This window comes from Mobiluncus holmesii ATCC 35242, from assembly GCF_000185445.1.
Taxonomy (GTDB): Bacteria; Actinomycetota; Actinomycetes; order Actinomycetales; family Actinomycetaceae; genus Mobiluncus; species Mobiluncus curtisii.
The window spans coordinates 840,589-864,029 of sequence record NZ_GL622346.1 but is presented as its reverse complement, the minus strand read 5'-3'; the positions used below and the strand labels follow the sequence as shown (position 1 = coordinate 864,029).

21 protein-coding genes are annotated in these 23,441 nt (G+C 56.6%); 13 read left to right on the top strand and 8 right to left on the bottom strand.

Going from position 1 to position 23,441, the window contains the following annotated elements; genetic code table 11:
• Positions 1–47: 47 nt before the first annotated feature.
• Entirely contained in the window at positions 48–1,691 is a 1,644-nt protein-coding gene (locus HMPREF0576_RS03665) for a protein kinase domain-containing protein (RefSeq protein ID WP_004010720.1), read from the top strand.
• Positions 1,692–1,714: 23 nt separating this feature from the next.
• On the opposite strand, the gene HMPREF0576_RS09640 is transcribed toward HMPREF0576_RS03665, so the two are convergent.
• The 3 genes from HMPREF0576_RS09640 to HMPREF0576_RS03640 all read right to left on the bottom strand — a co-directional run bounded on the left by HMPREF0576_RS09640 (position 1,715) and on the right by HMPREF0576_RS03640 (position 6,449).
• Positions 1,715–3,508 carry a biotin/lipoyl-containing protein gene (locus tag HMPREF0576_RS09640; RefSeq protein WP_081456826.1) on the bottom strand — a complete coding sequence of 598 codons (1,794 nt, stop codon included), beginning with the start codon at positions 3,506–3,508 and terminating at the stop codon, positions 1,715–1,717.
• A 38-nt stretch (positions 3,509–3,546) separates the two neighbouring features.
• Positions 3,547–4,914 carry a dihydrolipoyl dehydrogenase gene (gene lpdA / locus HMPREF0576_RS03645; RefSeq protein WP_004010718.1) on the bottom strand — a complete coding sequence of 456 codons (1,368 nt, stop codon included), beginning with the start codon at positions 4,912–4,914 and terminating at the stop codon, positions 3,547–3,549.
• A 101-nt stretch (positions 4,915–5,015) separates the two neighbouring features.
• Positions 5,016–6,449: a leucyl aminopeptidase gene (locus HMPREF0576_RS03640; RefSeq protein WP_004010717.1), complete on the bottom strand. Its 1,434-nt coding sequence runs from the start codon at positions 6,447–6,449 to the stop codon at positions 5,016–5,018.
• A gap of 312 nt (positions 6,450–6,761) precedes the next feature.
• On the opposite strand from HMPREF0576_RS03640, the gene gap reads away from it, so the two are divergent.
• The 3 genes from gap (at position 6,762) to tpiA (ending at position 9,835) form a co-directional block, all read left to right on the top strand.
• On the top strand, positions 6,762–7,769 hold the full coding sequence (gene gap, locus HMPREF0576_RS03635; RefSeq protein ID WP_169760214.1) for a type I glyceraldehyde-3-phosphate dehydrogenase: 1,008 nt from the start codon (positions 6,762–6,764) through the stop codon (positions 7,767–7,769).
• 93 nt (positions 7,770–7,862) lie between these two features.
• The gene (locus HMPREF0576_RS03630; RefSeq protein WP_004006895.1) at positions 7,863–9,056 is read left to right on the top strand and encodes a phosphoglycerate kinase; all 1,194 of its coding nucleotides are present in this window, start codon (positions 7,863–7,865) and stop codon (positions 9,054–9,056) included.
• A gap of 2 nt (positions 9,057–9,058) precedes the next feature.
• The gene (tpiA, locus tag HMPREF0576_RS03625; RefSeq protein ID WP_004010716.1) at positions 9,059–9,835 is read left to right on the top strand and encodes a triose-phosphate isomerase; all 777 of its coding nucleotides are present in this window, start codon (positions 9,059–9,061) and stop codon (positions 9,833–9,835) included.
• 475 nt (positions 9,836–10,310) lie between these two features.
• Here the strand turns inward: tpiA and HMPREF0576_RS03615 are convergent, their stop codons facing one another.
• Positions 10,311–10,805: a fluoride efflux transporter FluC gene (locus HMPREF0576_RS03615; RefSeq protein ID WP_004006892.1), complete on the bottom strand. Its 495-nt coding sequence runs from the start codon at positions 10,803–10,805 to the stop codon at positions 10,311–10,313.
• Positions 10,802–11,281, bottom strand: a complete 480-nt coding sequence (locus tag HMPREF0576_RS03610) for a fluoride efflux transporter FluC (RefSeq protein WP_236585874.1) — start codon at positions 11,279–11,281, stop codon at positions 10,802–10,804. Before HMPREF0576_RS03610 ends, HMPREF0576_RS03615 begins: the two co-directional genes overlap by 4 nt.
• Positions 11,282–11,355: 74 nt before the next feature.
• On the opposite strand from HMPREF0576_RS03610, the gene secG reads away from it, so the two are divergent.
• Positions 11,356–11,703 carry a preprotein translocase subunit SecG gene (secG, locus tag HMPREF0576_RS03605; RefSeq protein ID WP_004006890.1) on the top strand — a complete coding sequence of 116 codons (348 nt, stop codon included), beginning with the start codon at positions 11,356–11,358 and terminating at the stop codon, positions 11,701–11,703.
• 71 nt (positions 11,704–11,774) lie between these two features.
• Here the strand turns inward: secG and tkt are convergent, their stop codons facing one another.
• Positions 11,775–13,856, bottom strand: a complete 2,082-nt coding sequence (gene tkt, locus HMPREF0576_RS03600; protein WP_004010714.1) for a transketolase — start codon at positions 13,854–13,856, stop codon at positions 11,775–11,777.
• 96 nt (positions 13,857–13,952) lie between these two features.
• Between tkt and HMPREF0576_RS03595 the strand changes: the two genes are divergently transcribed.
• Positions 13,953–14,909, top strand: a complete 957-nt coding sequence (locus HMPREF0576_RS03595; protein ID WP_004006888.1) for a tyrosine recombinase — start codon at positions 13,953–13,955, stop codon at positions 14,907–14,909.
• Between the two features lie 720 nt (positions 14,910–15,629).
• Here the strand turns inward: HMPREF0576_RS03595 and HMPREF0576_RS09435 are convergent.
• Together HMPREF0576_RS09435 and HMPREF0576_RS09110 are read right to left on the bottom strand one after the other, a co-directional pair.
• Positions 15,630–15,842: a PIN domain-containing protein gene (locus tag HMPREF0576_RS09435; protein WP_172460971.1), complete on the bottom strand. Its 213-nt coding sequence runs from the start codon at positions 15,840–15,842 to the stop codon at positions 15,630–15,632.
• 90 nt (positions 15,843–15,932) lie between these two features.
• Positions 15,933–16,199 (bottom strand): hypothetical protein, encoded by a 267-nt coding sequence (locus tag HMPREF0576_RS09110; RefSeq protein ID WP_236589614.1) that lies wholly within the window; start codon positions 16,197–16,199, stop codon positions 15,933–15,935.
• Between the two features lie 126 nt (positions 16,200–16,325).
• Between HMPREF0576_RS09110 and HMPREF0576_RS03585 the strand changes: the two genes are divergently transcribed.
• From HMPREF0576_RS03585 to cmk, 7 genes are all read left to right on the top strand, one after another.
• Positions 16,326–17,867 (top strand): cell wall-binding repeat-containing protein, encoded by a 1,542-nt coding sequence (locus HMPREF0576_RS03585; protein ID WP_004010712.1) that lies wholly within the window; start codon positions 16,326–16,328, stop codon positions 17,865–17,867.
• 333 nt (positions 17,868–18,200) lie between these two features.
• Positions 18,201–19,043: a ParA family protein gene (locus tag HMPREF0576_RS03580; protein ID WP_013189511.1), complete on the top strand. Its 843-nt coding sequence runs from the start codon at positions 18,201–18,203 to the stop codon at positions 19,041–19,043.
• Positions 19,033–19,875, top strand: a complete 843-nt coding sequence (locus tag HMPREF0576_RS03575) for a segregation and condensation protein A (RefSeq protein WP_004010711.1) — start codon at positions 19,033–19,035, stop codon at positions 19,873–19,875. Before HMPREF0576_RS03580 ends, HMPREF0576_RS03575 begins: the two co-directional genes overlap by 11 nt.
• Positions 19,866–20,534 carry an SMC-Scp complex subunit ScpB gene (gene scpB, locus HMPREF0576_RS03570; RefSeq protein WP_004006881.1) on the top strand — a complete coding sequence of 223 codons (669 nt, stop codon included), beginning with the start codon at positions 19,866–19,868 and terminating at the stop codon, positions 20,532–20,534. Before HMPREF0576_RS03575 ends, scpB begins: the two co-directional genes overlap by 10 nt.
• Positions 20,506–21,342 carry a pseudouridine synthase gene (locus HMPREF0576_RS03565; RefSeq protein ID WP_004010710.1) on the top strand — a complete coding sequence of 279 codons (837 nt, stop codon included), beginning with the start codon at positions 20,506–20,508 and terminating at the stop codon, positions 21,340–21,342. The genes scpB and HMPREF0576_RS03565 overlap by 29 nt, the downstream gene beginning before the upstream one ends.
• Positions 21,339–22,568 carry a prephenate dehydrogenase gene (locus HMPREF0576_RS03560; RefSeq protein WP_004006879.1) on the top strand — a complete coding sequence of 410 codons (1,230 nt, stop codon included), beginning with the start codon at positions 21,339–21,341 and terminating at the stop codon, positions 22,566–22,568. Before HMPREF0576_RS03565 ends, HMPREF0576_RS03560 begins: the two co-directional genes overlap by 4 nt.
• Before the next feature lie 146 nt (positions 22,569–22,714).
• Entirely contained in the window at positions 22,715–23,440 is a 726-nt protein-coding gene (cmk, locus tag HMPREF0576_RS03555) for a (d)CMP kinase (RefSeq protein WP_004010709.1), read from the top strand.
• Position 23,441 lies beyond the last annotated feature (1 nt).

Here is a 23,441-nt window from a genome sequence, read left to right as displayed (position 1 = left end):
AAGATGTCTGTTGATTTATGTTCCTTTGCTTAGATATATATTGTGGTATGGAACTTGTTGGTTATGTCCTATATGAACCGGTGGGGTTTGGTCAGAGCGGTCCCATGTGGAGAGTTGTCGATGAACAGGGCGGTACCCACGCGCTGCAGCTGTTGGGTGGGACTCTGCCGGCGCAGCTGGACTCGCGACTGCGAACACTGCGAAAGGTATCCTGTCCGAACCTGCTGAAATTGCACGAGTTGCGCAAACTGACCGATGGTCGTTACGTAGCAATTTTTGAGTATCTTGACGGGCAAGACCTCGAGGTCTTGCGGGCGGGGCGCGAGTTCACCACGCCACAGGTCAACTTCATTGCTCTGTCTCTGGCGCGGGGTTTGGCAGCGCTGCACGAGGTCGGTTTGAGCCACGGGGACGTTTCGGCTGCCAATGTGATGGTGACGGCACAAGGTCGGGTGGTCTTGGTGGATCTGCTCGGTGACGTAGGGACGACTCGGGCTTTTAGCGCGCCGGAAACAGACGAGCTGGCTGGGGGCGGCGTAGCGGGGGAGTCGCCTCACCCAGCGGGGACATCCTCTGAAGGTTCCGGCGAGTCATTAGCCGCCAGACAAGCCGGCGATGTTTATGCGATGGCGCACGTGTTGCTGGCATTGGGAATGGACGCGGGGCTTCTGAAAGCAGCGTTACATCCGGAGGGCAGGGCGCGTCCCCGCGCGGGGGAACTCGCCGATGCCTGGGAAAACTTGCCGTGTTGCGGCATTGACTTGCTGAGCGGGGCGGAGCTGATGGCGGCTCGAATGCGGGCAGCAGGACGCGATGTAGCGACGGAGCTGGTTTCGTCTTCGCGTCACCTGCGCCGCCCGGGGTCCGGACAGGGGCAACGTCGCGAAATACTCCCTCCCAGCCCGATACTGCGCTGGGGATTGCCGGCTTTAATGGGAGCTGCACTGGCACTGGGCGCGGTCCTGTTCCCGCGCCTGGGGAATCTGCCTAATACTGCCCAAGCTCTCCCCGTGCAATCCACGACCCCAAGCACGTCGCTACCCGCCGGAGACGAGGTAGTCAGCCCTGGGGCGGGACGAAAAAACAGCGCAAATGCACCTCACGCAGCGGACCACACTTCTGCGTTTCCTCACAATGTACCGACGCCATCGGAACGCCTTGCGGACCCGGCAGGTCCTGAAACTGCTTCGCCGGTGATGTCATCCACACCAGCAGCCACGCCGCCCACCAATCTGCTGCCCAATTCTGAGGGAGACCAGCCGCACCCACCAAGTTTGCGCGATCCCATCACGGATGACACCTCCGCCCAGGAAATCCTGCAGCAGCTACTGACCAAACGCGATACCGCCCTGATTCGTCAGGACCGGGCGGCTTTGGAAAAACTCAGTGTCAAAGATTCGATAGCTGGGTCTGCCGATGCGAGCTTACTGGCTGCTTTGCGGTCTAGCCAAGCTCAGATTGAAGGTTTATCCACCGCGGTGAAGTCGGCAACTATCGTGTCGGGAAATAAAAGCAACGCTGGCAAGAACACGCGTTCGGTACGTCTGCAAGTGACCCTGACACAAGGTGCCTACACTCAAATTGACCGTATCGGGAACCACCACCAGATTGCGGCAATTCCCGATACGGAATCTGAGATTCTGTTATCCGGCAATCCGTGGAAGATTGCTTCGGTGGTCCGACTTAATTGAGCCGGTTTTACATAATTCCGGCTCTAACCGATGTAGGCGAGGACGGTGCCGACGTCTACGGTTTCGTCTTCAGTGATGACGATTTGGGTGATGGTGCCAGCGATGGGGGAGGGAATCTCGGTGTCGACTTTGTCGGTGGAGACTTCCAGGAGAGGTTCGTCTAAGGCGACAGGGTCGCCGATGTTTTTCAGCCATTTGGTGACAGTGCCTTCGGTGACGGACTCACCCAGGGCTGGCATTTTAATGGGCTGACCTGTGCCATTCGCCGGGGAGACAGGAGTCTCCGGAGCCGCCTGTGCTGCTGGAACAGCTGGTGCTGCCGGAAACTCTGTAGTAGTTGGTACAGTTGGCGGAACCGGGGGCGCCGAGGGAACTGGAGGTACAGGTGGCACCGGGGGAACCGGCGGAACCGTGACAGTTGGGGCAACGGGAGCTGCGGGAGCGACTGATTTTGCTACCGGCGCGACTGGTGCAGCCGATTCTGCCGGAGCTGGCGGCACCGGCGTGGCATCTTTATGCGCGAAGGCTTCTGCCACTTCGGCAAAGAGTTGCGCCAGGCGAGCCATATCCAAATCTCCGCTCGGGGCAGCGGCACGGGGGGCATCTGTAACGGGAACCGGTGGAGCCGGGACCTCAGGAGTAACCCGAGCCGGTGGTACCGGCGAATCCGGAACGGCGGGAACGGTCGGAACCGGGGGCGCCGGCGGTGTTACATCCGCAGGAGCCGGTGGCGTTGGTGAAACCTCTGGAGCTACAGGTGCAGCGGGAGGCTGCGACTGGTCAGAAATGTTGCTAGCAGCGTCTAAAACATCTTGCTTGCGAATTCGTCCCCCTACCCCGGTGCCGTGCACCTTGCTGAGGTCAACGCCCTTTTCAGCAGCTAGCTTTCGCACAATTGGGGTGGCGTACTCTGCCTGATTATCGGCAGGTGTCGCCGGAACGGCAGGTGCTGCCAGCGGAGCAGGAGTAACCGAAGCCGGTGGAGTCACGGGGGCAGCTGGCGCTTTCGGTGTCTCAGCAACTATGGGAGCCGTCGATGCTGCGGGAACAGCTGGTGCTGTGGGGGCGGGTGGCGGTGTGGGGATTGCTGGTGCTGCCGGAAACTCTGTGGTGGTTGGTACAGTTGGCGGCACCGGTGGAATCGGTGGAACCGGTGGAATCGGTGGAACCGGTGGAACCGGTGGAATCGGTGGAATCGGTGGAATCGGTGGAATCGGTGGAATCGGTGGAGCCGTGACAGTTGGGGCAACGGGAGCTGCGGGAGCGACTGATGGTGTGACCGGCGCAACTGGTGCAGCCAATTCTACTGGAGCCGGCGGCACAGCGGGGGGAACCGGGGGCACCGGGGGAGTCGAAACAGTCGGTTCAGCCGGAGCTGGTGCCACTACCGGAGGCACCGGGGGAACCGGAACTTCTGCGGCCTTTGGAGGAATGGGGGGAATTGTCGGATAGGACCACTCAACCTGGGCGCCACCATTGCTGCCAGCGGTGACGGTGGAAGGAATCTCGGGATTCGGCAGCTCTGGCACTGTCGAAACTGCCGGGGCAACGGGAGCGACCGGGGTGGCACTGACCTCAGAAGCATCACCAACTTCAGCCAAAATGGTGCCCACATCGACTGTTTCGTCCTCTGGAACCAAAATCTTGGTCAGCACACCCGCAACGGGACTGGGTATCTCCGTGTCGACTTTGTCGGTGGAGACTTCCAAGAGGGGTTCGTCTAAGGCGACAGGGTCGCCAATGTTTTTCAGCCATTTGGTGACGGTACCTTCGGTTACCGATTCCCCAAGTGCGGGCATTGCAACTGATTGAGCCATGATTTCGTCCTTATCCTTTGATTGACTTTCCCGAAGTTTCAGCCGTGTAGCGGTTTCCCAGCTAAAGCCATCGCCGCTTCACCAATCATTTCGTTTTGGGTCGGGTGGGTGTGCATCAGGTAAGCCAAATCCTCTGCGTCAGCTTCCCAGTTCACAATGAGCTGACCCTCACCAATCTGTTCCCCGATGCGCTGACCCAAAGCATGAAAGCCCACAATCGGACCGTCCTTGACCTGGACCAGTTTCACGAAACCGGCTGCTTTCAGCATTTGTGACTTCGCATTGCCCAGCATATTAGACTGCTTCGTGATGACATTGTCCGCGCCGTAGACTTCCTTAGCTTTCGCTTCAGTTAAGCCTACGGAGGCAATTTCGGGTTCGCAGAACGTCACGCGCGGAATGTTGTCATTGGGCACTACACGTGGTTGCAGTCCCGCGATTTCCTCAGCCACAAAGACCCCCTGCATAGTCGCCCGGTGCGCCAGCTGCAGACCGGGCACAATATCCCCGACTGCATAAATATTCCCCACACCGGTGTGCAAGCGCTCATTGGCTAGCACAAAACCACGATCCATCGGGATACCCTGCGCCTCATAACCCATATTTGCCGTGTTCGGTCCACGACCAATCGCCACCAGCAGATAATCCGCACGCAGCGTCTGACCGTCCTCCGTGTTGACCGTTACTCCGTACTCATCCTCTATGGCGTTTTGGAAACGAGTCCCGGTCATGAAATTAATCCCGCGAGACCGGAATGCCTTTTCTAATCCCTTAGAAACGTCCTCGTCCTCGTTAGGCACCAAGTGTGGCAAAGCCTCAACGATGGTGACGTCTGCCCCGAAAGACTTCCACACGGAGGCAAATTCGACGCCAATGACCCCGCCGCCCAAAATCACTACCGAATTGGGAACACGATCTAGGAACAGGGCGTGCTCGGAACCGATAATGCGCCCACCCAGGTTCATTCCCAAAGTCTTGGTGACGGAACCGGAGGCTAACATGATGTTCTGACCTTTGAGTACCCGGTCACCGGCAGTGACCGTATCAATCCCGCTAAGCACACCGCGAGAGTTGACGAACTCGACCTTGTGACTCTTAATCAACCCGGACAGACCGCGATGCATTTTGTTGATGATTCCGCTTTGGAATTCCCGCACTTTAGCCATATCGACACCGCCGTAAGCAGAAACGACGCCCCATTCCCCGGACTCATGCACGGTATCGGCGACTTCCGCCGCCCTGAGCAAAGCCTTGGTAGGAATGCAACCGCGATGCAGGCAGGTGCCACCGACTTTGTCCGCTTCGACCAGAGCCACGCTCATGCCCAGCGAAGTCGCCCGCAAAGCACAGGCGTAACCGCCATTTCCGCCGCCCAAAATCACTACATCGTATTGTTCTTCGCTCAATGTTTAACTCCAGTCTGTCATAGGAACAAATGCCAGCAAGTTCATTCTTTCACTAAATGTTTTTCATGTGCTAATGCCCACAAAGTGAGAGAAAATCGCAGCTAGCGTCCCATCTCGGCGATGACTTCCAGCAAGGTGCGCACTCCGTAACCGGTGCCACCTTTCGGGGTATATCCCCAGGCGGAGCCAGTATTAAAACCTGGACCAGCGATGTCGATATGTGCCCACGGTGTATCACCAACGAACTGTTTCAAGAAGATTCCTGCTACCAACATGCCAGCCTCGCGTTTCGAGGAAGAATTCGCGATGTCAGCCACATCAGAATGCAAGTGTTCCAACAGGTAATCGGGTAGCGGTGCGGTCCAAGCCGGTTCCCCAACCTTTACGGAGGCGTCGCGTATCCGATCCTTTTGACAGCCCATCACCCCGGCAATTCGGGTCCCAAAAGCGATTCTCTGGGCGCCGGTCAGAGTCGCCATGTCGATTACCAAGTCGGGATGCTGTGCAGTCGCCATGGTCAAACCGTCTGCCAGCACCAGGCGCCCTTCCGCATCTGTGTTAGTAATCTCCACGGTTTTCCCGCTTCTCATGGTGATAACGTCATCAACCCGCGAGGCATTCCCGCTGACCAGATTTTCTGCCAAGCACAGCCACGCCGTGACCGTAACCGGCAGGCGCATTTCCGCTGCCGCCAAGCACACCGCTCCCATGGTGGCGGCGCCGGTCATATCGGACTTCATGGTGAGCATCGAAGAGCTCGGTTTCAAGCTGTAGCCACCGGAATCAAAAGTAATGCCCTTACCGACCAGCGCGACATGTGCTTTGGCGCCTTCGGGGGCGTAGGTCAACTTCACCAGGCAGGGTTTGCGTTTGGAGCCTTTCCCTACCGCGACGAGTCCGCCAAAGCCCTGGTCCTTGAGATCGTGGTAATCCCACTTCTCAAAGCTCACCGGCAAGTTCTTGCTGGCTTTTTTGAAAGCCTGAGCCATAGAATCGGGATACAGCTCCAAGGGCGAGGTATTTACCAGGTCACGGACTCGCGTCACCGCTTTGATAGTGGCTTGCAACTGGGAGTACTCAGTTTCGGTGAGAGCATCACCAGACGGAAAGTACAGCGTCTGCAGAGTTTTAGCGGGGTTGGACTGATATTTGGCGAAACGATAGGCTCCCAGAAGTGCCCCCTCTAGCGTGGCGAGGACTTCCTCCCGGTTCTTTGTGGGGAAAGAAAAAGCAAGTTCTTCACTGGTGATGCTGCGGGTTACGTTGCCGGCAGCTTCACGGAAGTTCTGGAGCGTGTCGGCAGGAGTATTCGGGGAACCGACCCCGGCAAACACGACAAAGTCGGCGGAAAAGTCATGTGGGGAGGGGACTCTATTGACCTCTCCGAGTTTTCCGGTCATCCCGGCGGCGCGGGCAAAATCCCGCAGGGCGGGGAAAGTAGGAACCTGCAGCTCATCGCCTTTTTTGGTAACAGCCAGCACCAGGGGAGTGTGCAGAGCGGACAAATCTTTAGAAAAAACATCAATGTTGGTCATACCTGAATCCTACGTCCTTTTTAGGTTGGTTTGCGGTTTTATCTCCATGCCCAGCAGTACCGGCTGATGTGCCGCGAATCATCGAAAGGGGGAGTCACGAATTAATAAAACATGTTTTTTGTGCAGGTTCTGGCGCAAAAGAGTGAAATTAACCAGAAATTAACCGCGATTTTTGATGATTTATAGGGGCGTTTCGGGTAGGTTTTAAGGGCTGGTCGACATTTTGACCGGGTTCCGCAGTGCATTCACTGCTGGGATTAATATCTAAAGGACCTACATGTGCACGAGAGATTGCACAAGATGGAGGAAACTGTGACTGTCCGTGTTGGTATTAATGGCTTTGGCCGTATTGGTCGTAACTTCTTCCGCGCTGCCCTGGAGCAGGGCGCGGACATCGAGATTGTTGGCGTGAACGATTTGACCGACAACCACACCCTGTCTCACCTGTTGAAATACGATTCGGTGACCGGTCGCCTGGGCAAGGACGTCACCTATGATGACGATTCCATCACCGTTGACGGCAAGAAGTTCGCGGCTATGGCTGAGCGCGATCCTTCGAAGTTGCCCTGGGGCGATTTGGGCGCGGATATCGTGATTGAATCCACCGGTTTCTTTACCGATGGTGACGCGGCTCGTGCGCACATCAATGCTGGCGCCAAGAAGGTCATTATTTCTGCTCCTGCCAAGGGCAATGTGGATGCGACTTTCGTCATGGGCGTGAACCACGAAACTTACGATCCGGCAAAGCATAACGTGGTTTCTAACGCTTCTTGCACCACGAACTGCCTGGCTCCGATGGCTAAGGTCCTGGACGATGAGTTCGGTATTGAATACGGCTTGATGACCACCATCCACGCCTACACCGGTGACCAGCGCATTCACGACGCTCCGCACAAGGACCTGCGTCGCGCCCGCGCTGCGGCTCAAAACATTGTTCCGACCTCTACCGGTGCTGCCCGTGCGGTTGCCCTGGTGCTTCCCCAGTTGAAGGGCAAGCTCGACGGTTACGCTCTGCGCGTGCCGGTAATCACCGGTTCTGTTACCGATTTGAGCTTTATCCCGAAGAAGTCTTGCTCCATTGATGACATCAATGCCGCTATGAAGGCTGCCGCTGAGGGCTCGTTGAAGGGCATTTTGGATTACAACGACGATGGCATCGTCTCCACCGACATAGTTACCGATCCGCACTCCTCGATTTACGATGCTCCTCTGACCAAGCAGATTGACAACATGATTAAGTGTGTGTCCTGGTACGACAACGAATGGGGCTACTCCAACCGCGTGGTCGACCTGGCCATGTTCATGGGCAAGCAGCTCTAATTTTGGAGTCTTGAGTTGAGATAGGACGCCTGCATTTCTCTGTGACTTGCGGGCGTCCTTTCGCATCCTCAGAGTGTATAAGGAAGGAAAAATATGCTGAAAACTATTGATTCCTTGGGAGATTTGAACGGTAAGCGCGTTTTGGTGCGTTGCGACTTTAATGTGCCCCTCAAGGAAGGCAAGATTACTGACGATGGGCGTATTCGCGCGGCTCTGCCCACCTTGCAAAAGTTGCTGGACAGTGGCGCCAAAGTCATCACTATGGCGCACTTGGGGCGTCCCAAAGGTCAGGTCATGCCCGAATTTTCTCTGGCTCCGGTGGTGCAGCGACTCGCTGAGTTGATTGGGGTCAAAGTCACTTTAGCCCAGGACACGACCGGTGCGGACGCGAAAGCAAAAGCTGAGGCCCTCGCGACCGGTGAAATCTTGATGTTGGAAAATGTCCGCTTTGACCCTCGTGAAACCTCGAAAGATGACGCTGAACGTGCTGCTTTTGCCGCGGAAATGGCGGCGTTGGCTGACTGCTATGTGTCCGATGGCTTCGGGGTAGTACACCGCAAGCAAACCTCGGTCTATGACGTGGCGAAACTGCTGCCCGCAGCAGCCGGTTTCCTGGTGTTAAAAGAGATTGAATCGCTGCGTAAAGCTACCGACAACCCGGAACGCCCCTACACGGTAGTGCTGGGAGGCTCGAAAGTTTCCGATAAGCTCGGCGTTATCGCGAATCTGTTGACGAAAGCTGACTCCCTGCTGATTGGGGGAGGAATGACCTACACTTTCCTGGCGGCACAAGGATATGCGGTAGGCAAGTCCCTGCTGGAAGCTGACCAGATTGACACCGTGAAAAGCTACCTGGACCAGGCAAAACAAAACGGGGTTGAACTGGTGTTGCCGGTTGACGTTGTGGTGACGCCCGAGTTTAAACCTGATGGGCCAACCACCGTAGTGGCTGCTGATGCTATCCCTGAAGACCAGATGGGGCTGGATATTGGACCGAAATCGCGCGAACTCTTTGCTGCCAAGATTGCTGAATCAAAGACCGTCGCGTGGAACGGACCGATGGGCGTGTTTGAGTTCCCGGCATTCGCGGGTGGTACCAAAGCGGTAGCAAAGGCAATGCAGGACGGCACGGCCTTTAGCATCGTTGGCGGCGGAGACTCCGCGGCGGCGGTGCGCCAACTGGGCTTTGATGAGTCCAAGTTCAGCCACATCTCTACCGGTGGTGGAGCATCACTAGAATTGTTGGAGGGCAAAGTCTTGCCCGGTATTGAAGTATTGGAGGCCTAAGCATGGCACGTATTCCCCTGATGGCAGGCAACTGGAAGATGAACCTCGACCACCTCGAGGCAATTCAGTTGGTCAATCAGCTGAACCTTGATCTGCAAGATCATCGTCACGACTTTAGCAAAGTAGAGGTGGCAGTCATTCCGCCGTTTACCGACATTCGTTCGGTGCAAACCACCATCGACGGCGACGACATGAAAATTAAGTATGGCGCTCAAGACGTCTCCACTCACGACAACGGTGCCTACACCGGCGAAGTGTCCACCGCGATGCTGACCAAGCTGGGCTGCACCTACGTGGTAGTGGGGCACTCGGAACGCCGCGAATATCACCAGGAAAGCGACGCCGTCGTTAATGAAAAGGCGCGCAAGGTTCTGGCGGCAGGTATGGTGCCGATTATTTGCTGTGGCGAGGCTTTGGAGGTGCGCAAGGCAGGAAAGCACGTCGAGCACGTTCTGGCACAGATTGCAGCGGCTTTTGACGCTATTCCCACCCCGGACGCAGCCAAGTGTGTGGTCGCCTACGAACCTATCTGGGCGATTGGCACGGGCGAGACCGCGACCCCGGAAAACGCCGAGGAAGTTTGTGGGGCTATCCGAGCCAAGCTGGCGGAGCTGTACGGTCAGGAAACCGCTGATGGAATCCGCGTCCTCTACGGCGGCTCGGTCAAGTCCGCGAACGTGGCGGAGCTCATGGCTCAGCCCAACGTGGACGGAGGTCTGGTTGGCGGCGCTTCTCTGAAAGCCGAAGAATTTGGCAAGATTTGTCGCCTCGGTGAGTAACGCCACCGGCAGGACACCCTAAATTTTCCCGGGGAGGTTATTGATAATCAGTAGCCTCCCCGGAAAAGTATTTATGACTCTGTGCCAGGCATCACCGCCTGAGCGGCAAAACTATTTAGAGTATTTCAGATTCAGTCTCTTAACCTCGTCGGCTTTGCCTAGTTTGAACAGGGCGTGAGCAAGCTCATTTTGGGTTATCTCATTGCCTGCCGAGTTTATCTGAGTGGAATTAACCATCAAATAATCTGGGGGAGGAACATGAGGTCTAATGCCAAAAATGTCCATGTTAGCTTCCCTCACATTCCCTTCAGCTAGTACAGAGCGCTATAGCATAATTCCGCGTCTAGAATCCTCAAAAGTACAGGGTTTTTAGATGTTTAGACGTGACAAAATCCGGCGCGCAGATGCCCGACCCCCAGCCCACCAGAAGTCCTCTTGGTGTCGTGTTCGAACTGGCGTTTTGTCGCCGGCACCCCTAGGAATGCAAGTTCGGCAGGACGAAAACGCCGGTATTCAGCGCCACGCCTGCCAGCGCCGCGCCGATACAGACAAAAATGACCACACCAATTAGTAGCGTGGCTTTCATGGCGTAACCCAAGTCAAACTGGGGTTTCCAGGTATAGCCGATAGTGTCCATGATGGCGGTGGAAAAGGTCGTGTAGGCACCCAGGAAACCGGCTTGCAGCACGTCCGCCACCGTGTGCGTGGGCAGCTGCGCTTGCAAAGGTCCACTCATGACAACATCGAGCCACGGCGCGGTCGCGACCCAGCCCACCAGGAAACACCCCGTGACGTTAACGAAAATAATTCCCCAGCCACCCCACAAGCGTTTTCCGGTCACGGTTTCACTGGGGTGTTTGGTGCTGCATCGGTCGCGTAACTTGTCGATAAAGTGCGTGGTCATCTTATCCATGCCAAAGCGGGCAATGGCGCCCAGTCCTCCACCGAGAGCTATCAACAGGGGAATCATGCCAACCTCCCGTCATCGCCAGACACGAAAGCCCGCCGAGTCCCCAGCCACAGCGCAAATAGCCCGAGCGGCAGAGACACAGCAAACATCGCCAATAATTCCAGCAGGTGACTCAAATGAAACTGCTGATAGACCACTATCTGCCAGACTGGACCCCCGTACGTTCCCAGACCTCCGCAAAAACCCGTGCCGATTAACAATTTCAGGGCTTGGGAATGACGCCGATGTGGATTGGACACTAAACGACCCGTTAAATATGCCAGTACCAGCACCGACAGTAGGTTCAATATCCAGGTGTCGATGTTGACTCCGCCGCCCCCGACAATGCTTTGACACATTCCCCGGCATATTGGCGACGTGGCGACACCGTGAGCCGCTAAAGACCCACCCCATCGCAGCATCGCGCCTAGTGCCCCGCCGATAAAGACAACGAGAGTGGCATTGAGAGCAGATAAATCTTTGGGTGTTGCGGGCACGAAACTATCTTAATACCTGGGTCGTGGTATCATTGCAAGGCTGAGTTCATGAACTGATAAACGCAGAGGAAAACATGTTATTTGCTTTCAACATTGTGGCGCAGGTGCTTTTGGTCATTACTTCGCTGCTGCTGATATTGTCCATTTTGATGCATAAGGGTCAAGGTGGTGGCATGTCCGATATGTTCGGCGGCGGCTTGACCTCGGCAATGTCCTCTTCTGGTGTGGGTCAGCGCAATCTGAATATTTTGACCGTTGTGGTGTCCCTAGTGTGGCTTTTTGCCATCGTGCTGTTTGCATTCACTATGGATAAACCGGCAGCGCCCGACGCCAAAGGAAACCACGCGCCTACCGCGCCGGTTACGGCTCCTGCCAACCCGACTCCGGCATTGCCGACCAGTCCCGCTCCGGCTCAAAAGTAAGTCACGTTTAAACTTAAAAGTGGAAGCCCCGGAATATATCCGGGGCTTCCACTGGTTTCTGGGACCTTTGCTTAGGCTTTAACCAAGCTCTCTTTGGCTTTCGCGACTACGTTTTCCACGGTGAACCCGAAGTGGGCAAAGTTATCCGCACCACTTGCCGGGGTACCAAACGTTTCCACCGAGACGGCTGTCCCCGCGTCGCCCAGATAGCGATACCACGGCATCGCCAGTCCAGCCTCGATGGACACCCGGGCTCGGATTGACGTCGGCAAAACCGATTCCCGATAAGCTGCGTCCTGTTCCTCGAACCACTCCAGGCAAGGCAGAGAAACCACTCGTGCCACCACGCCTTCCTCCGCTAGCTTCTCGCCAGCCTGCAGAGCCAGAGCGACCTCGGAACCGGTCGCCAGCAAAATGACCGCGGGATTGTCCCCAAAGTCTTTCAGCACGTAACCACCGCGCGCCACATTTTTTGCACTCGCCAAGCCGGTGTCTGCCCCGCGGGCAGGATTGGGCAGCTTTTGACGGCTCAGCGCCAACCCTGCCGGACCGCGTCGCCGCATGATTTCTAACCAGGCATACGCGGTTTCCGCGCCGTCCGCAGGACGTACCACCGCCAGGTTCGGAATAGCGCGCAAGCTGGTCAGCGTCTCTACCGGCTGGTGAGTCGGCCCATCCTCACCGACCCCGATAGAATCGTGGGTCCATACGTAAGTGACCGGCAGCTTCATCAACGCCGAGAGGCGCACCGCCCCGCGCATAAAGTCTGAGAATACCAGGAAAGTACCCGCGTAGGGACGGGTCAAACCGCTGGTAGCGATGCCGTTGAGAATCCCTGCCATAGCGTGCTCGCGCACCCCAAAATGCAGATTACGCCCCCATTCGCTAACGTTCGTCCACGCCTTCGTGGCGCGGTCGGCAGGAGCAAAAGACGACTCGTCAGCAATGGCAGTGTTATTGGAACCTGCCAAGTCCGCGCTGCCGCCCCACAACTCGGGCAGCACGCCTGCCAAAGCGTTGATGACTTTGCCGGAGGCGGCGCGGGTGGCGATTGCGCTGCCGGGCTCGAACTGCGGCAGTGCTGATTCCACGTCGGCGGGCAACTTCCCATCCTGTAGACGCTTCAGCAAGGCAGCCTGCTGCGGGTGGGATTGCTGCCAGGTGGCAAAGCGCGGGTCCCATTCGGAGCGGAATGCCTGTGCCCGTTTCGCGACGTTTTCCCTGGTCGCGGCAACAATTTCGGCAGGAATGTCGAACATCTTTGTGGGGTCCAGCCCCAGCGCGGTCTTAAGACCCTCCAGCTCTGAAGCGCCCAGAGCGGAGCCGTGAATGCCCCCCTGGTTCTGTTTGTTCGGCGACGGCCAGCCAATAATGGTACGCAACTTAATGATTGAGGGTTTGCGCGTTTCGGCTTTTGCAGTCTCGAAAGCGGCAAACAGAGCCTCCAGGTTTTCCACGTAAGACCCGTCGTCTTGCAACCAGGACACTTCTTGGTAGTGCCAACCCTGAGATTCAAACCGGGCGCGAATATCCTCCGTGAAAGCAATCTCAATATCGTCCTCAATAGAAATCCGGTTTTCATCATACAGATAGATGAGGTTTCCGAGTTCCTGAGTACCCGCCAGGGACATCGCCTCGTAACTGATGCCTTCTTGCAGACAGCCGTCCCCGGATACCACATAAATATGATGGTCAAAGGGGCTTTCGCCGGGTGCTGCGTCTGGGTCCAGCAGTCCGCGCAAGCGTCGCTGTTCCATAGCCATCCCGACCGCTGCCGCTATGCCGGTGCCCAAAGGTCCGGTGGTCACTTCCACACCCGGCTGGTGACGGTATTCAGGATGACCGGTCAACAGCCCGCCCGATTGACGGAACCGTTTCAGATCCTCCAACTCTATCCCGTAGCCAGCCAGAAACAGCTGGACATACTGCAGTGCCGAGGCGTGCCCGGCACTCAAAACGAAACGATCTCGACCCAACCACCAGGGGTCTGCCGGGTCACTGCGCATCACATATTGATAGAGCAGGTAAGCAGCGGGGGCTAAAGAAATCGGGGTTCCCGGATGCCCATTACCGGCGTTTTCCACTGCGTCTGCCGCCAGAGCTTTGGCAGCTTTAATAGCTTGTTTGTCTAGCTCACTTGCCACAAAAGACATAACTCATCACCTAAAATATCGGAAAGTTGGATAGATACTCGCGGAATTTGTCCCACCACTCGATACTATAAAAAAACCGGGCGAAAGGGGGAATACATGGGCTCACGACCTGCCCCCGATTTCATGTGTCCCGAACTGTTGAATCCTCAACCCTACCTGGACTATCTGGCGGTGGAGCGCGGTGCCTCCCCGCATACCGTGGCGGCATATACCAGGGATTTGCGTCGTTACATCACGTTCCTGATTGCTAACGGTGTCAACAGTCTCGATGAAGTCACCTTGCCGGTATTGGAGTCGTTTGCGCGAGCCCTAGAAGCGGGTTTTGGCGATTATGCCGCGGTGGCGCCCTCCTCGGCGCGCCGTGTCATCGCTAGTGTACGCTCTTGGCATCGCTATGCTTATGAAACCGGGGTTGTTCGCGCCAATCCGACAAAAGGTATCGCACCAGCCAAAGTCGGCGCTCATCTGCCCACGGTGTTGACGGTGGAAGAAGTCCAAACGTTGCTGGAGGCCGCGAGCGCGCCCGGTGACGACAATGCGCTGCGAGATCGGGCGTTGTTGGAATTTCTCTATGCGACGGGAGCCCGAATTTCTGAGGCGGTTAATCTGGCGGTGGATGATATTAATCTCGATGAGGAAATTCCGCTGGTCCGACTGTTCGGCAAGGGTCGTAAGGAACGCCTGTCCATGTTGGGTCACCTCGCCAAAGATGCCCTGGAAGCATACCTGGTGCGGGTGCGTCCGCGTTTGGCAGAAAAAGGTCGTTCACAAGGGCGGGTCTTTTTGAATACTCTGGGGCGACCCCTCAGTCGGCAAAGTGCCTGGGCGATCATCCAAGCCGCGGCGCAGCGCGCTCAGATTACCGTTCCGGTTGGCCCACATACTCTGCGACACTGCTTTGCTACGCACCTGTTGCAAGGTGGCGCGGACGTCCGCGCGGTACAGGAATTGCTCGGCCACGCCTCGGTCACCACCACTCAGATTTATACGAAAGTCTCGAACGACATGCTCCGGGAAGTCTACGCTTCGGCACATCCGCGTGCGCGATGGTGAAGTATCGGTCTTCGTTGGGCGCTTCGTCGCGGGGGCGCTCGCGAGAGGCGGAAGGGGGAGTACCCCCTCGCGTTTTGCGCGACTATTGTCGCAAAACTCTCACCCCCCAGCCTCTCGCTGAGTCGCCCCCTTGCTCCGGTCGCGCCCAGCATCCTGGTTCGGCTTGCGTTCATGGTGCGTAATACAGTGAGTCTGGTTTGGTGTGTCCGGTGCGTGAATGACCGATTTCGGTTCGGTTTGGCGCAACTCAATCACTTCGGAAACGTGTCTACCAGGGGTTTTAGAAATTCTTGGTGGGGTAATGGCGTGTTTTTTTGGTTTGAAATCGGTCGTTCGTGCATATGCCCTCTGCCGAGGTATCGCTTTTAGTGGAGGCGCTGAGTCGCCTCCCTTGCTCTGGTCGCGCCCGACACCAAGTTTGCTTGCGTTGGGTGATAAAGGGTGGGATTTGGGCTGTAGCTGCCATTATTGGCAGCTACAGCCCAAATCCCCCTAGTTATCTACACTGACGGTGCCCTGAGCTTCTCGAAGTAACTGGGATAAAAACTATTTATAACGCGTAGGTATGTCATATATGGCACACCGACGCAAATTAATAGGGTTGAGCCTGCCGGTCGGAAACCTCGGGGCGTAAACCTGGGTGAAAACAGTGCGCACTGAACCAGTCGGCGCATTGCCGTCGGGAGTAATGAAAACGCCGCGACAAAGGTTCTGAGCCGTCTATTGAATCAGAAATGTTGCGTCTGGGCGTAGGGAGGCAATACCTTGGTCGAAAGTTGCCAGCAAGGCATCGTGATGCTGTGCGAGCTCGGTCAAGTAAACATCGGTAACTTGGCGGTGTCCCTGAACTCCTGTCCAGTCGGCATTGTCGTAGTGTAGGTCGTCAGGGATTCTCTGCACTTTGGGAATAGCGCGCCCTCCGTGATGGGACACAGCAGGACTGTATCCGCCTGTGCAAACCAGCGCAGAACCACATCGTGATGTTGGTGGGTGCTGACATTGAAAGCAATCAGCGCATTGGCGTCAATCAGGTAGTTCGTCATCTTCGTCCTGCGCTAGGAATGCCTTGACTTCCGCAGAAGTTACCGTGCGCCCCAGGGAAAGCGATGACCATCCGGTATTGGGGTCTTTCACGACCCTAAACGGGGGAGGCGTTGGGGTGAATCGCACGGAGGCGATGCCCTCACGGATAAAACTGGCGGCTAAGTAGCTGGAGTCGACACCGCGTGCAGAAGCGATTTGGCTAACTTTCTCTGCCAAGTCAGGAGGTAATTCCACGGTTGTACTCATGTGTTAATTATCGCAAACACGGGTTTATCGCACAAGGGTGGTGTTCGCTGGTGGTGAACAGCGTGCGGGGGGGGTATTTTCTTAGCATTTTGTTACCCAGTTTTTTTCTAATGTTAGGAGTTTGATATGGGTGTGAAGAGATGTTTGGTGGGGCTGGTTGCGGCTGGTTCCATGTTTGGTTTGGCTGGTGCGTCTGTAGCACCGGCGGTGGCTGGTGAGTTGGCGCATGAGCGTTTGGCTGGCCCGTCTGGGGTGGAGACGTCCCTGGCGGTGGCGAAGCATACGTGGGGGGCTGATTGGAAGGTTGTGTATGTGGCGTCTAATCGTAACCCGGTGGATGCCCTACCGGCAGCGACTATTGGGGATGGTCCGGTGGTGTTGACTGATGGTAAGGGTCTGAATCTGGGTGGGGTGAAGCCCGGCAAGATTATGATTCTTGGTGGTGTTGGTGCGGTGCCGCAGGCTATCGAGGACCAAGCGAAAGCTAGTGGTGCCGAGGTGGTTCGTTTGGCGGGGGCTGATCGTAATGCTACGGCGGTGGCTATCGCGAAACAGTGGGTGAAGGTTAATGGCACCCCGAAGAATGTGTATGTGACGAAGAATGTGGGTTCGGGTTCTCCTGACGCGGTCGCGGCGAGCGTGTTGCGTGATGGCCCGATTTTGACGTTTACGTCTGATGCGTCGGCGGCAGCATTGCCTGGGGTTGTCTCCGAACTGAAAGCTGGTAAGGTTACTGCTTTGGGTGGTACCGCTGTTGTGCCGGATAGTGTGTTGAACACGGCTGCTGGCGGGAAGGCAACGGCTCGTTTGGCGGGGGCGAACCGGTATGAGACCGCGTTCACTATCGCGAAGTATGCGAAAGCCCAAAAGTCCGGCAGTATCGTGTACCTGGCGTCGGGTACGGCGTTGAAAGACGCGATGGTCGCCGGAGCCGCCAAAGACGGAGTTATCCTGCTCAGCCCATCTAACGGGGAGGGTGTGAAAGCGAAAGCTGACGCCCTGGGTGCTAGCAAGCTGATGATTATCGGCGGGACCGGCGTCATGCCCGATGCTACCGTCAAAGCCGCCATCACCGGCATAATCCCCAAGAAACCATTGGCAGACATGACCCTCGCAGAAATGCGCGCCAACTACCCATTAGCAGGCGAACCCGAGGAGTTACCGCGTGATATCGATATCCCTGCTTCGTATTCGTACTGCCTGGGAGATACTGGTCACGAATTCCGTATGGTCTACGATGCATTTGAGCTGCCGATGTTTTTTCCTGCCGAACCTTACACTGACATGACTCCGCAACGCCTTCTGGATCTATGGCCTTGGAATTTTAAGGATTTGAGCGACGCGCAACGTTGGTTTACTGATCCGAATTACAGAGCTTACGGTGCTGAAACGGATCCTACGGCTATTTACGGCTGGGGAACGTTCTTTGCAGCCAAACCCAACAATAATGACGGGACTGCTAGAGCTTTTTATCCTTCTCAGTGCCGTAAAGGTGCTGAACACCCCGAATGGACCAAACCCTTCCCCCTCGGAAAACGCTTCGAAGTAGGTCTTCCGGGTTTAGCCTATTCCTGTGCCGCTGACAAAACTGGTTTAAAGTGTTTCTATTGGGATGGTAAGAACTCGACCGAAAACAATCCGCACTACTGGTGGGCTGTTGTAAATTAGCCGCATCTGAAACTGGCTGATGGTCAGAAACTCGCATTCCTGACCACGTTGGGGTGTCTGCCACACGGCAGACACCCCTAACGATTTTACAGCCAGATGCCGTCTGGGAACAGTAGCTATGAGCATTGACACCAGATGTTTCCCGATACCGCGGAATTCTTACGAGCTGGATTCCTACGGGAAGGAAGGGATAAAACCGATTCCGATTCAAAAAATTGGGTTCCAGTGAGGGCACGCTGGTAGGAAACCTACTTGCCAGGAACCGGCGGTGAGGTGGTATATCAACGGAACAACTTTGGGTAAACTGGAGAGGTGAATGCTAACCAACCCGCGATGATGCCTGTTCCTGATACAGATAAAGAATTTCCGGTCCCGAAGCCTCTGAAAGGTCACGGTCCGGCGCGGATTATCGCCATGTGTAACCAAAAGGGTGGGGTCGGCAAAACCACGACATCTATTAACTTGGCAGCAGCCCTGGCGGAATATGGTCGCAAAGTCCTGTTGGTCGATTTCGATCCGCAGGGCGCAGCATCGGTCGGTTTGGGAATCAACGGTCACGAGATGGACACGACTATCTATTCCCTCATGGTCGGCCCGCACCGCGACTTGACGACTGCCGATGTCATTCACCACACCAGCACGGAAAATCTGGACATCATTCCGGCCAACATTGACCTTTCTGCCGCGGAGTTGCAGCTGGTAAACGAAGTGGCGCGGGAATCTATCCTGGCTAGGGTGCTGCGGGAAGTGGAGTCAGAATATGACGCGATTATCATTGACTGTCAGCCGTCACTAGGTTTGCTTACCGTCAATGCTTTGACGGCGGCTCACGGGGTGATTATTCCGGTATCCACCGAATTCTTCGCCCTGCGCGGGGTGGCGCTGCTGATGGAAACCATTGAAACCGTCCGCGACCGGTTGAACCCGAAACTGCAGTTAGACGGCATTTTGGCGACTTTGGTGGATACGCGAACTCTACATTCCAAGGAAGTTCAGGAACGCCTGGTCGAAGCCTTCCAAGACAAGATGTTCTCCACTGTCATTAAACGCACCGTGAAGTTCCCTGACTCTACCGTAGCGACCCGACCCATCATCGAATTCGCTCCTACCCACGAGGGTGCCCAAGCCTATCGTCGTTTGGCGCGCGAAGTGATAGCCAAGGGCTATGTCGCCTAACCCTGCCTCGAACCTGTCCGACACCGAAACGGACAAACCTCAGGCAGAAACGGGCGTGGACGCGGTGGACACCCCCGCTTTTGAGGTCCATTCACCCGAGTACACCGGTCCGTTTCACTTGCTGGCAGACCTGGTCGCGAAACGCAAACTGGACATCACCGCTTTTGCCCTAGCCGAAGTGACCGCGGATTTCCTCGCTTATCTGGATAAATGGCCCAGCCTGGCAGAAGCGACCGAATTCCTGGTTATCGCGGCAACCCTGTTGGATATTAAAGCCGCGCGTCTCTTGCCGGGCATGGCTGACAGTGAGGAAGACCTGGAACTCCTAGAAGCCCAGGACCTGCTAATTTCCCGGCTCATCCAGTATCAAACCTATAAAGAAGCCTCGAACTTCGTTGAGGAACAGTTGGAGGTATTTCAACTGGTGACGGGGCGTGTACCGGGAGACGAGCCGGCTTTGAAGCACGTCCTGGCAGAACTGAAAACCCAGATAGACCCCGAGGAACTGGCTCGTCGCGCCGCCGGGACTTTGTACGCTCTCCCTCCCCAAGTCTTGGTTGCCCACCTGCACGATCCGCTTGTCTCAGTTCACGAGCAGACCGCGGTACTGACCGAGCGGCTGAAAAAGGCTCACAGCTTGACGTTTAAAGAACTCGTGGCAGATGCCAAAACGTTGCCGGTGGTCATTTCGCGATTCTTAGCGCTGCTGGATATGTATCGCTCCGGGGTATTGAGTTTTACCCAGAAAAATCCTTTGGGTAAGTTAGTTATCACCTGGGTCGGCTCCAGCGAAAACGAAACCGAACCCCAGATTGAGGACGAATGGGAATGAGCGACAACCAAGACTTGTGGGCTGCATTGGAAGCCATTTTGATGATTACAGAAGCGCCGGTGGGCGTGGACATGTTATCCCAAGCCCTGCAAACCCCCGAAACCGAGGTGTACGAAGCCCTGCAGGGGTTAGCGGCGGAATACCGCGGCGCAGGTGGGGATGGAAACTTGTTTAGCCGTCCGCGCGGATTTGAGCTGCGGGAAGTCGGCGGTGGATGGCGCATTTATGTGGCACCCCAGTTTCAGACCTTGGTGCAGCGTTTCGTGACTCTCGGCTCCACCGGTCGACTCTCACAAGCGGCGTTGGAAACTTTGGCGGTGGTGGCTTACAAACAGCCCTGTACTCGTGCCCAAGTCGCTGCCATTCGCGGAGTGAACGTGGATTCCGTGATGCGTAACCTCGCCGCGCGCGGGCTAATTGAGGAATGTGGTCAGACGAACCTCGGAGCTTTGATGTACCGAACCACCGCGGCTTTCCTGGAACAGACCGGGTTGGATAGTCTGGAACAGTTGCCCCCTCTCGCGCCTTATATGCCGGCTAACCCCGATTTGTCCCAGGTCCTCGCAGCGGAAACGGCAGACATGCTGTGGGATGCCCAAACTCAACAAAGCGCGGATGGACGCGAAATGAATGAAACAGAAAGCAGAGAAGATGACTGAGAACGAAACCGAAAACACCGTCACCAGTGACAATCCGCCCTTGCCCAATCCTGAAACTACGCCCCAGTCCCGACCGGAATTCACCAGCGAACCCGAGCGTCTCCAAAAGGTACTATCCCGCGCCGGCGTTGCTTCGCGGCGCGCCAGCGAGGACTTAATTGCGCGGGGTCGCGTGCAGATTAACGGCGAAACAGTGCGCGAAATGGGGGTAAAAGTCCTGCCTACGGACCGGATTACGGTAGACGGGCAGCGAATTCACACCGATACGGTCCTGCAGGTCTGGGCTTTTCACAAGCCCGTTGGCACGGTTTCTTCCATGCAGCCTGAGGATGACCGACCCTGTATCGGGGATTGGGTGACGAAGCTGCCCGAGCGGGTCTATAACGTGGGTCGCCTGGATGCCGCCACGGCGGGGTTGCTGTTGCTGACCAACAACGGAGAGCTGGCAAACCGAATCATGCACCCATCTTACGAAGTCCCGAAAACCTATGTCGCGGTGGTGCAAGGTCAGGTCAAGATGGGTCTGGGCAAGGTGTTGCGCCGCGGTGTTGAGCTGGAGGACGGCAAAGTCAAGGTCGATAAATTCAAACTGATCGAAGTGCGGAGGGGCTCGTCGATTGTGCAGCTGACCCTGCATTCGGGCAAGAATCGCGTGGTGCGTCGCCTGCTCTCCGCGGTGGGGCATCCAGTCTCTGCCCTGACTCGCACCGGAATCGCCAACCTAACTTTGGACGGCTTGAAAGAAGGTCAGTTCCGGCTGCTGCACGGCAAGGAGCTGGCAGCCCTGCAAGAAATGGTGGGACTATGAGTGAAACCTTGCCGCAATCTGCCCCGCAGTCCGGTGCCGCTGTGGTCGGTACGCAGGGTCCGGTGTTAATTATCGGCGCGGGTTTAATCGGGGGGTCCATCGGTCTGGCGCTGCGTCGCGCGGGTGTGGACGTTTACCTGCGAGATGCTTCCCCCACCGCGATGGCTTTAGGCGAGAGCCTGGGAGCCGGTCGGGTCTGGCAGGAGGGATTGCCCGCGCCTTCCCTAGTGTTGGTGGCGACCCCTCCTGATGTGACTGCAGAAGTCGTGTTAGGGGCTTTGCGGGAGTTTCCCACGGCTTTCGTGTTTGATGTCAGTTCCGTAAAGAACGCCGTGGTGCACGAGGTCGTGGCGGAGGATGGTGCGATGGCGCCGCGCTATTGTTCAGTACATCCTATGGCGGGCAAGGAAGTGAACGGAGTTGGAGCTGCCACCGCGGACTTATTCGCGGGACGCCCCTGGGTGGTGGTGGCGCATGAGACGACCCGCCCTGACGCAGTGTTAGCAGCACGAACTTTGGGGACGGACTTAGGTGCGTTCCTGTTGACTCTGGATGCTGACGAACACGACCGGGCAGTAGCGCTGGTATCGCACGTACCCCAGCTGGTGTCGTCCCTGATGGCGGGGTTGTTAGTGACGGCACCTCCGGCAGCGTTGGAACTGGCGGGAGGCGGCTTACGGGATGTAACGCGCATTGCAGCTTCAGACCCGCGACTCTGGAATGCCATCTTGGCAGGAAACGAAACTGCGGTGCGCGAAATTCTGGTGGAATTGCAGCGCAACTTGCAGGCTCTCATTGCGGGATTGAGCCCAGAAGGTCCTCGCGAACCCGGCAACCCGTACGGTAACCTGGAAGAAATAGTCCTGCCCACCCGACCTTGTGAACCCTCTGAGACTAGCGCGCGCACCGCCTGGAATTCTCCCGCGGTGGGGGCAATCAACACCGTGTTGGTGCGCGGAAACGAGGGCGTGGGACGAATTCCCGGCAAGCACGGTGACGCGGCCTCGAAGTACGGGGTGGTAGCGGTGCTGGTTCCAGACGAACCGGGTTTCTTGGGAGGTTTGTTCAACGATGTGGGTTCCGCCGGCATCAACGTGGAGGATTTCCGCTTGGAACACTCTTTGGGGCAAGCACGCGGTCTCGCCTACCTATATGTGACCCCGGCTTCGGTAGAACCGCTGATGGAGCATCTGGCGCAACAGGGCTGGTCTCTGGCAGAGGTCTGAACCGGGGGCGCCTTTGGCGCCGGATTTTTCGGCAAAAACGGGTCATTACAAGCTCTTTTGTCGGTAAGATGGACTTGCTTAGGGCATTCCGGTTTCAATGTGGAATACTGGATTCTCGCTTAGTATCTGGAAAGTGTAGGGGATTGATGGAATACGCGAACTATGAGGCATTGCGCGAAAAGATTTTGGGACGCGGGGTAGTGGTCGCCATCGATGGACCCAGCGGTTCGGGCAAATCCACCATTTCGCGAAACGTGGCGGCAGCCCTGGACTTGGGCTATCTCGATACGGGAGCGATGTATCGTGCCGCAGCGTGGGGAGTGGAGCACCGCGGGGTGGATCTCAACGATTCAGCAGCCATCGCTGCAGCGGTGCGGGAAATGAAACTTACGGTTAATGCAGTACCGCACGCCCCACGGATTTTTGTGGACGGTATCGACGTTATGCACGTGATTCGCACGGATCACATCAATACCATCGTGTCATCCGTCTCGAGCGTGCCAGAAGTGCGTACCGTGCTGATTGCCCTGCAGCGCGACATTATCGCGCAAGCGCGCCAATCTACCCGGGGTATCGTGGTGGAAGGTAGGGACATCACCACCGTGGTCGCGCCCGATGCACAAGTGCGGATTCTGTTGACTGCCAGCGCGGAAACGCGGGTCAGTCGGCGGGCGTTGGAGGATCAAGGTGATGCTCGCAGTGAAACTTTGGATCGGGAACGCGCCCTGGTTTTGGACCGTGATGCTCGCGATGCCAAGGTCACTTCCTTCCATACGGCTGCCGATGGGGTGACCACGTTGGACTCTACCGATTTGAGCGTGTCGCAAACTTTAGATACCGTTATGCGTCTGATTGATCAAGCGACAAATTGAG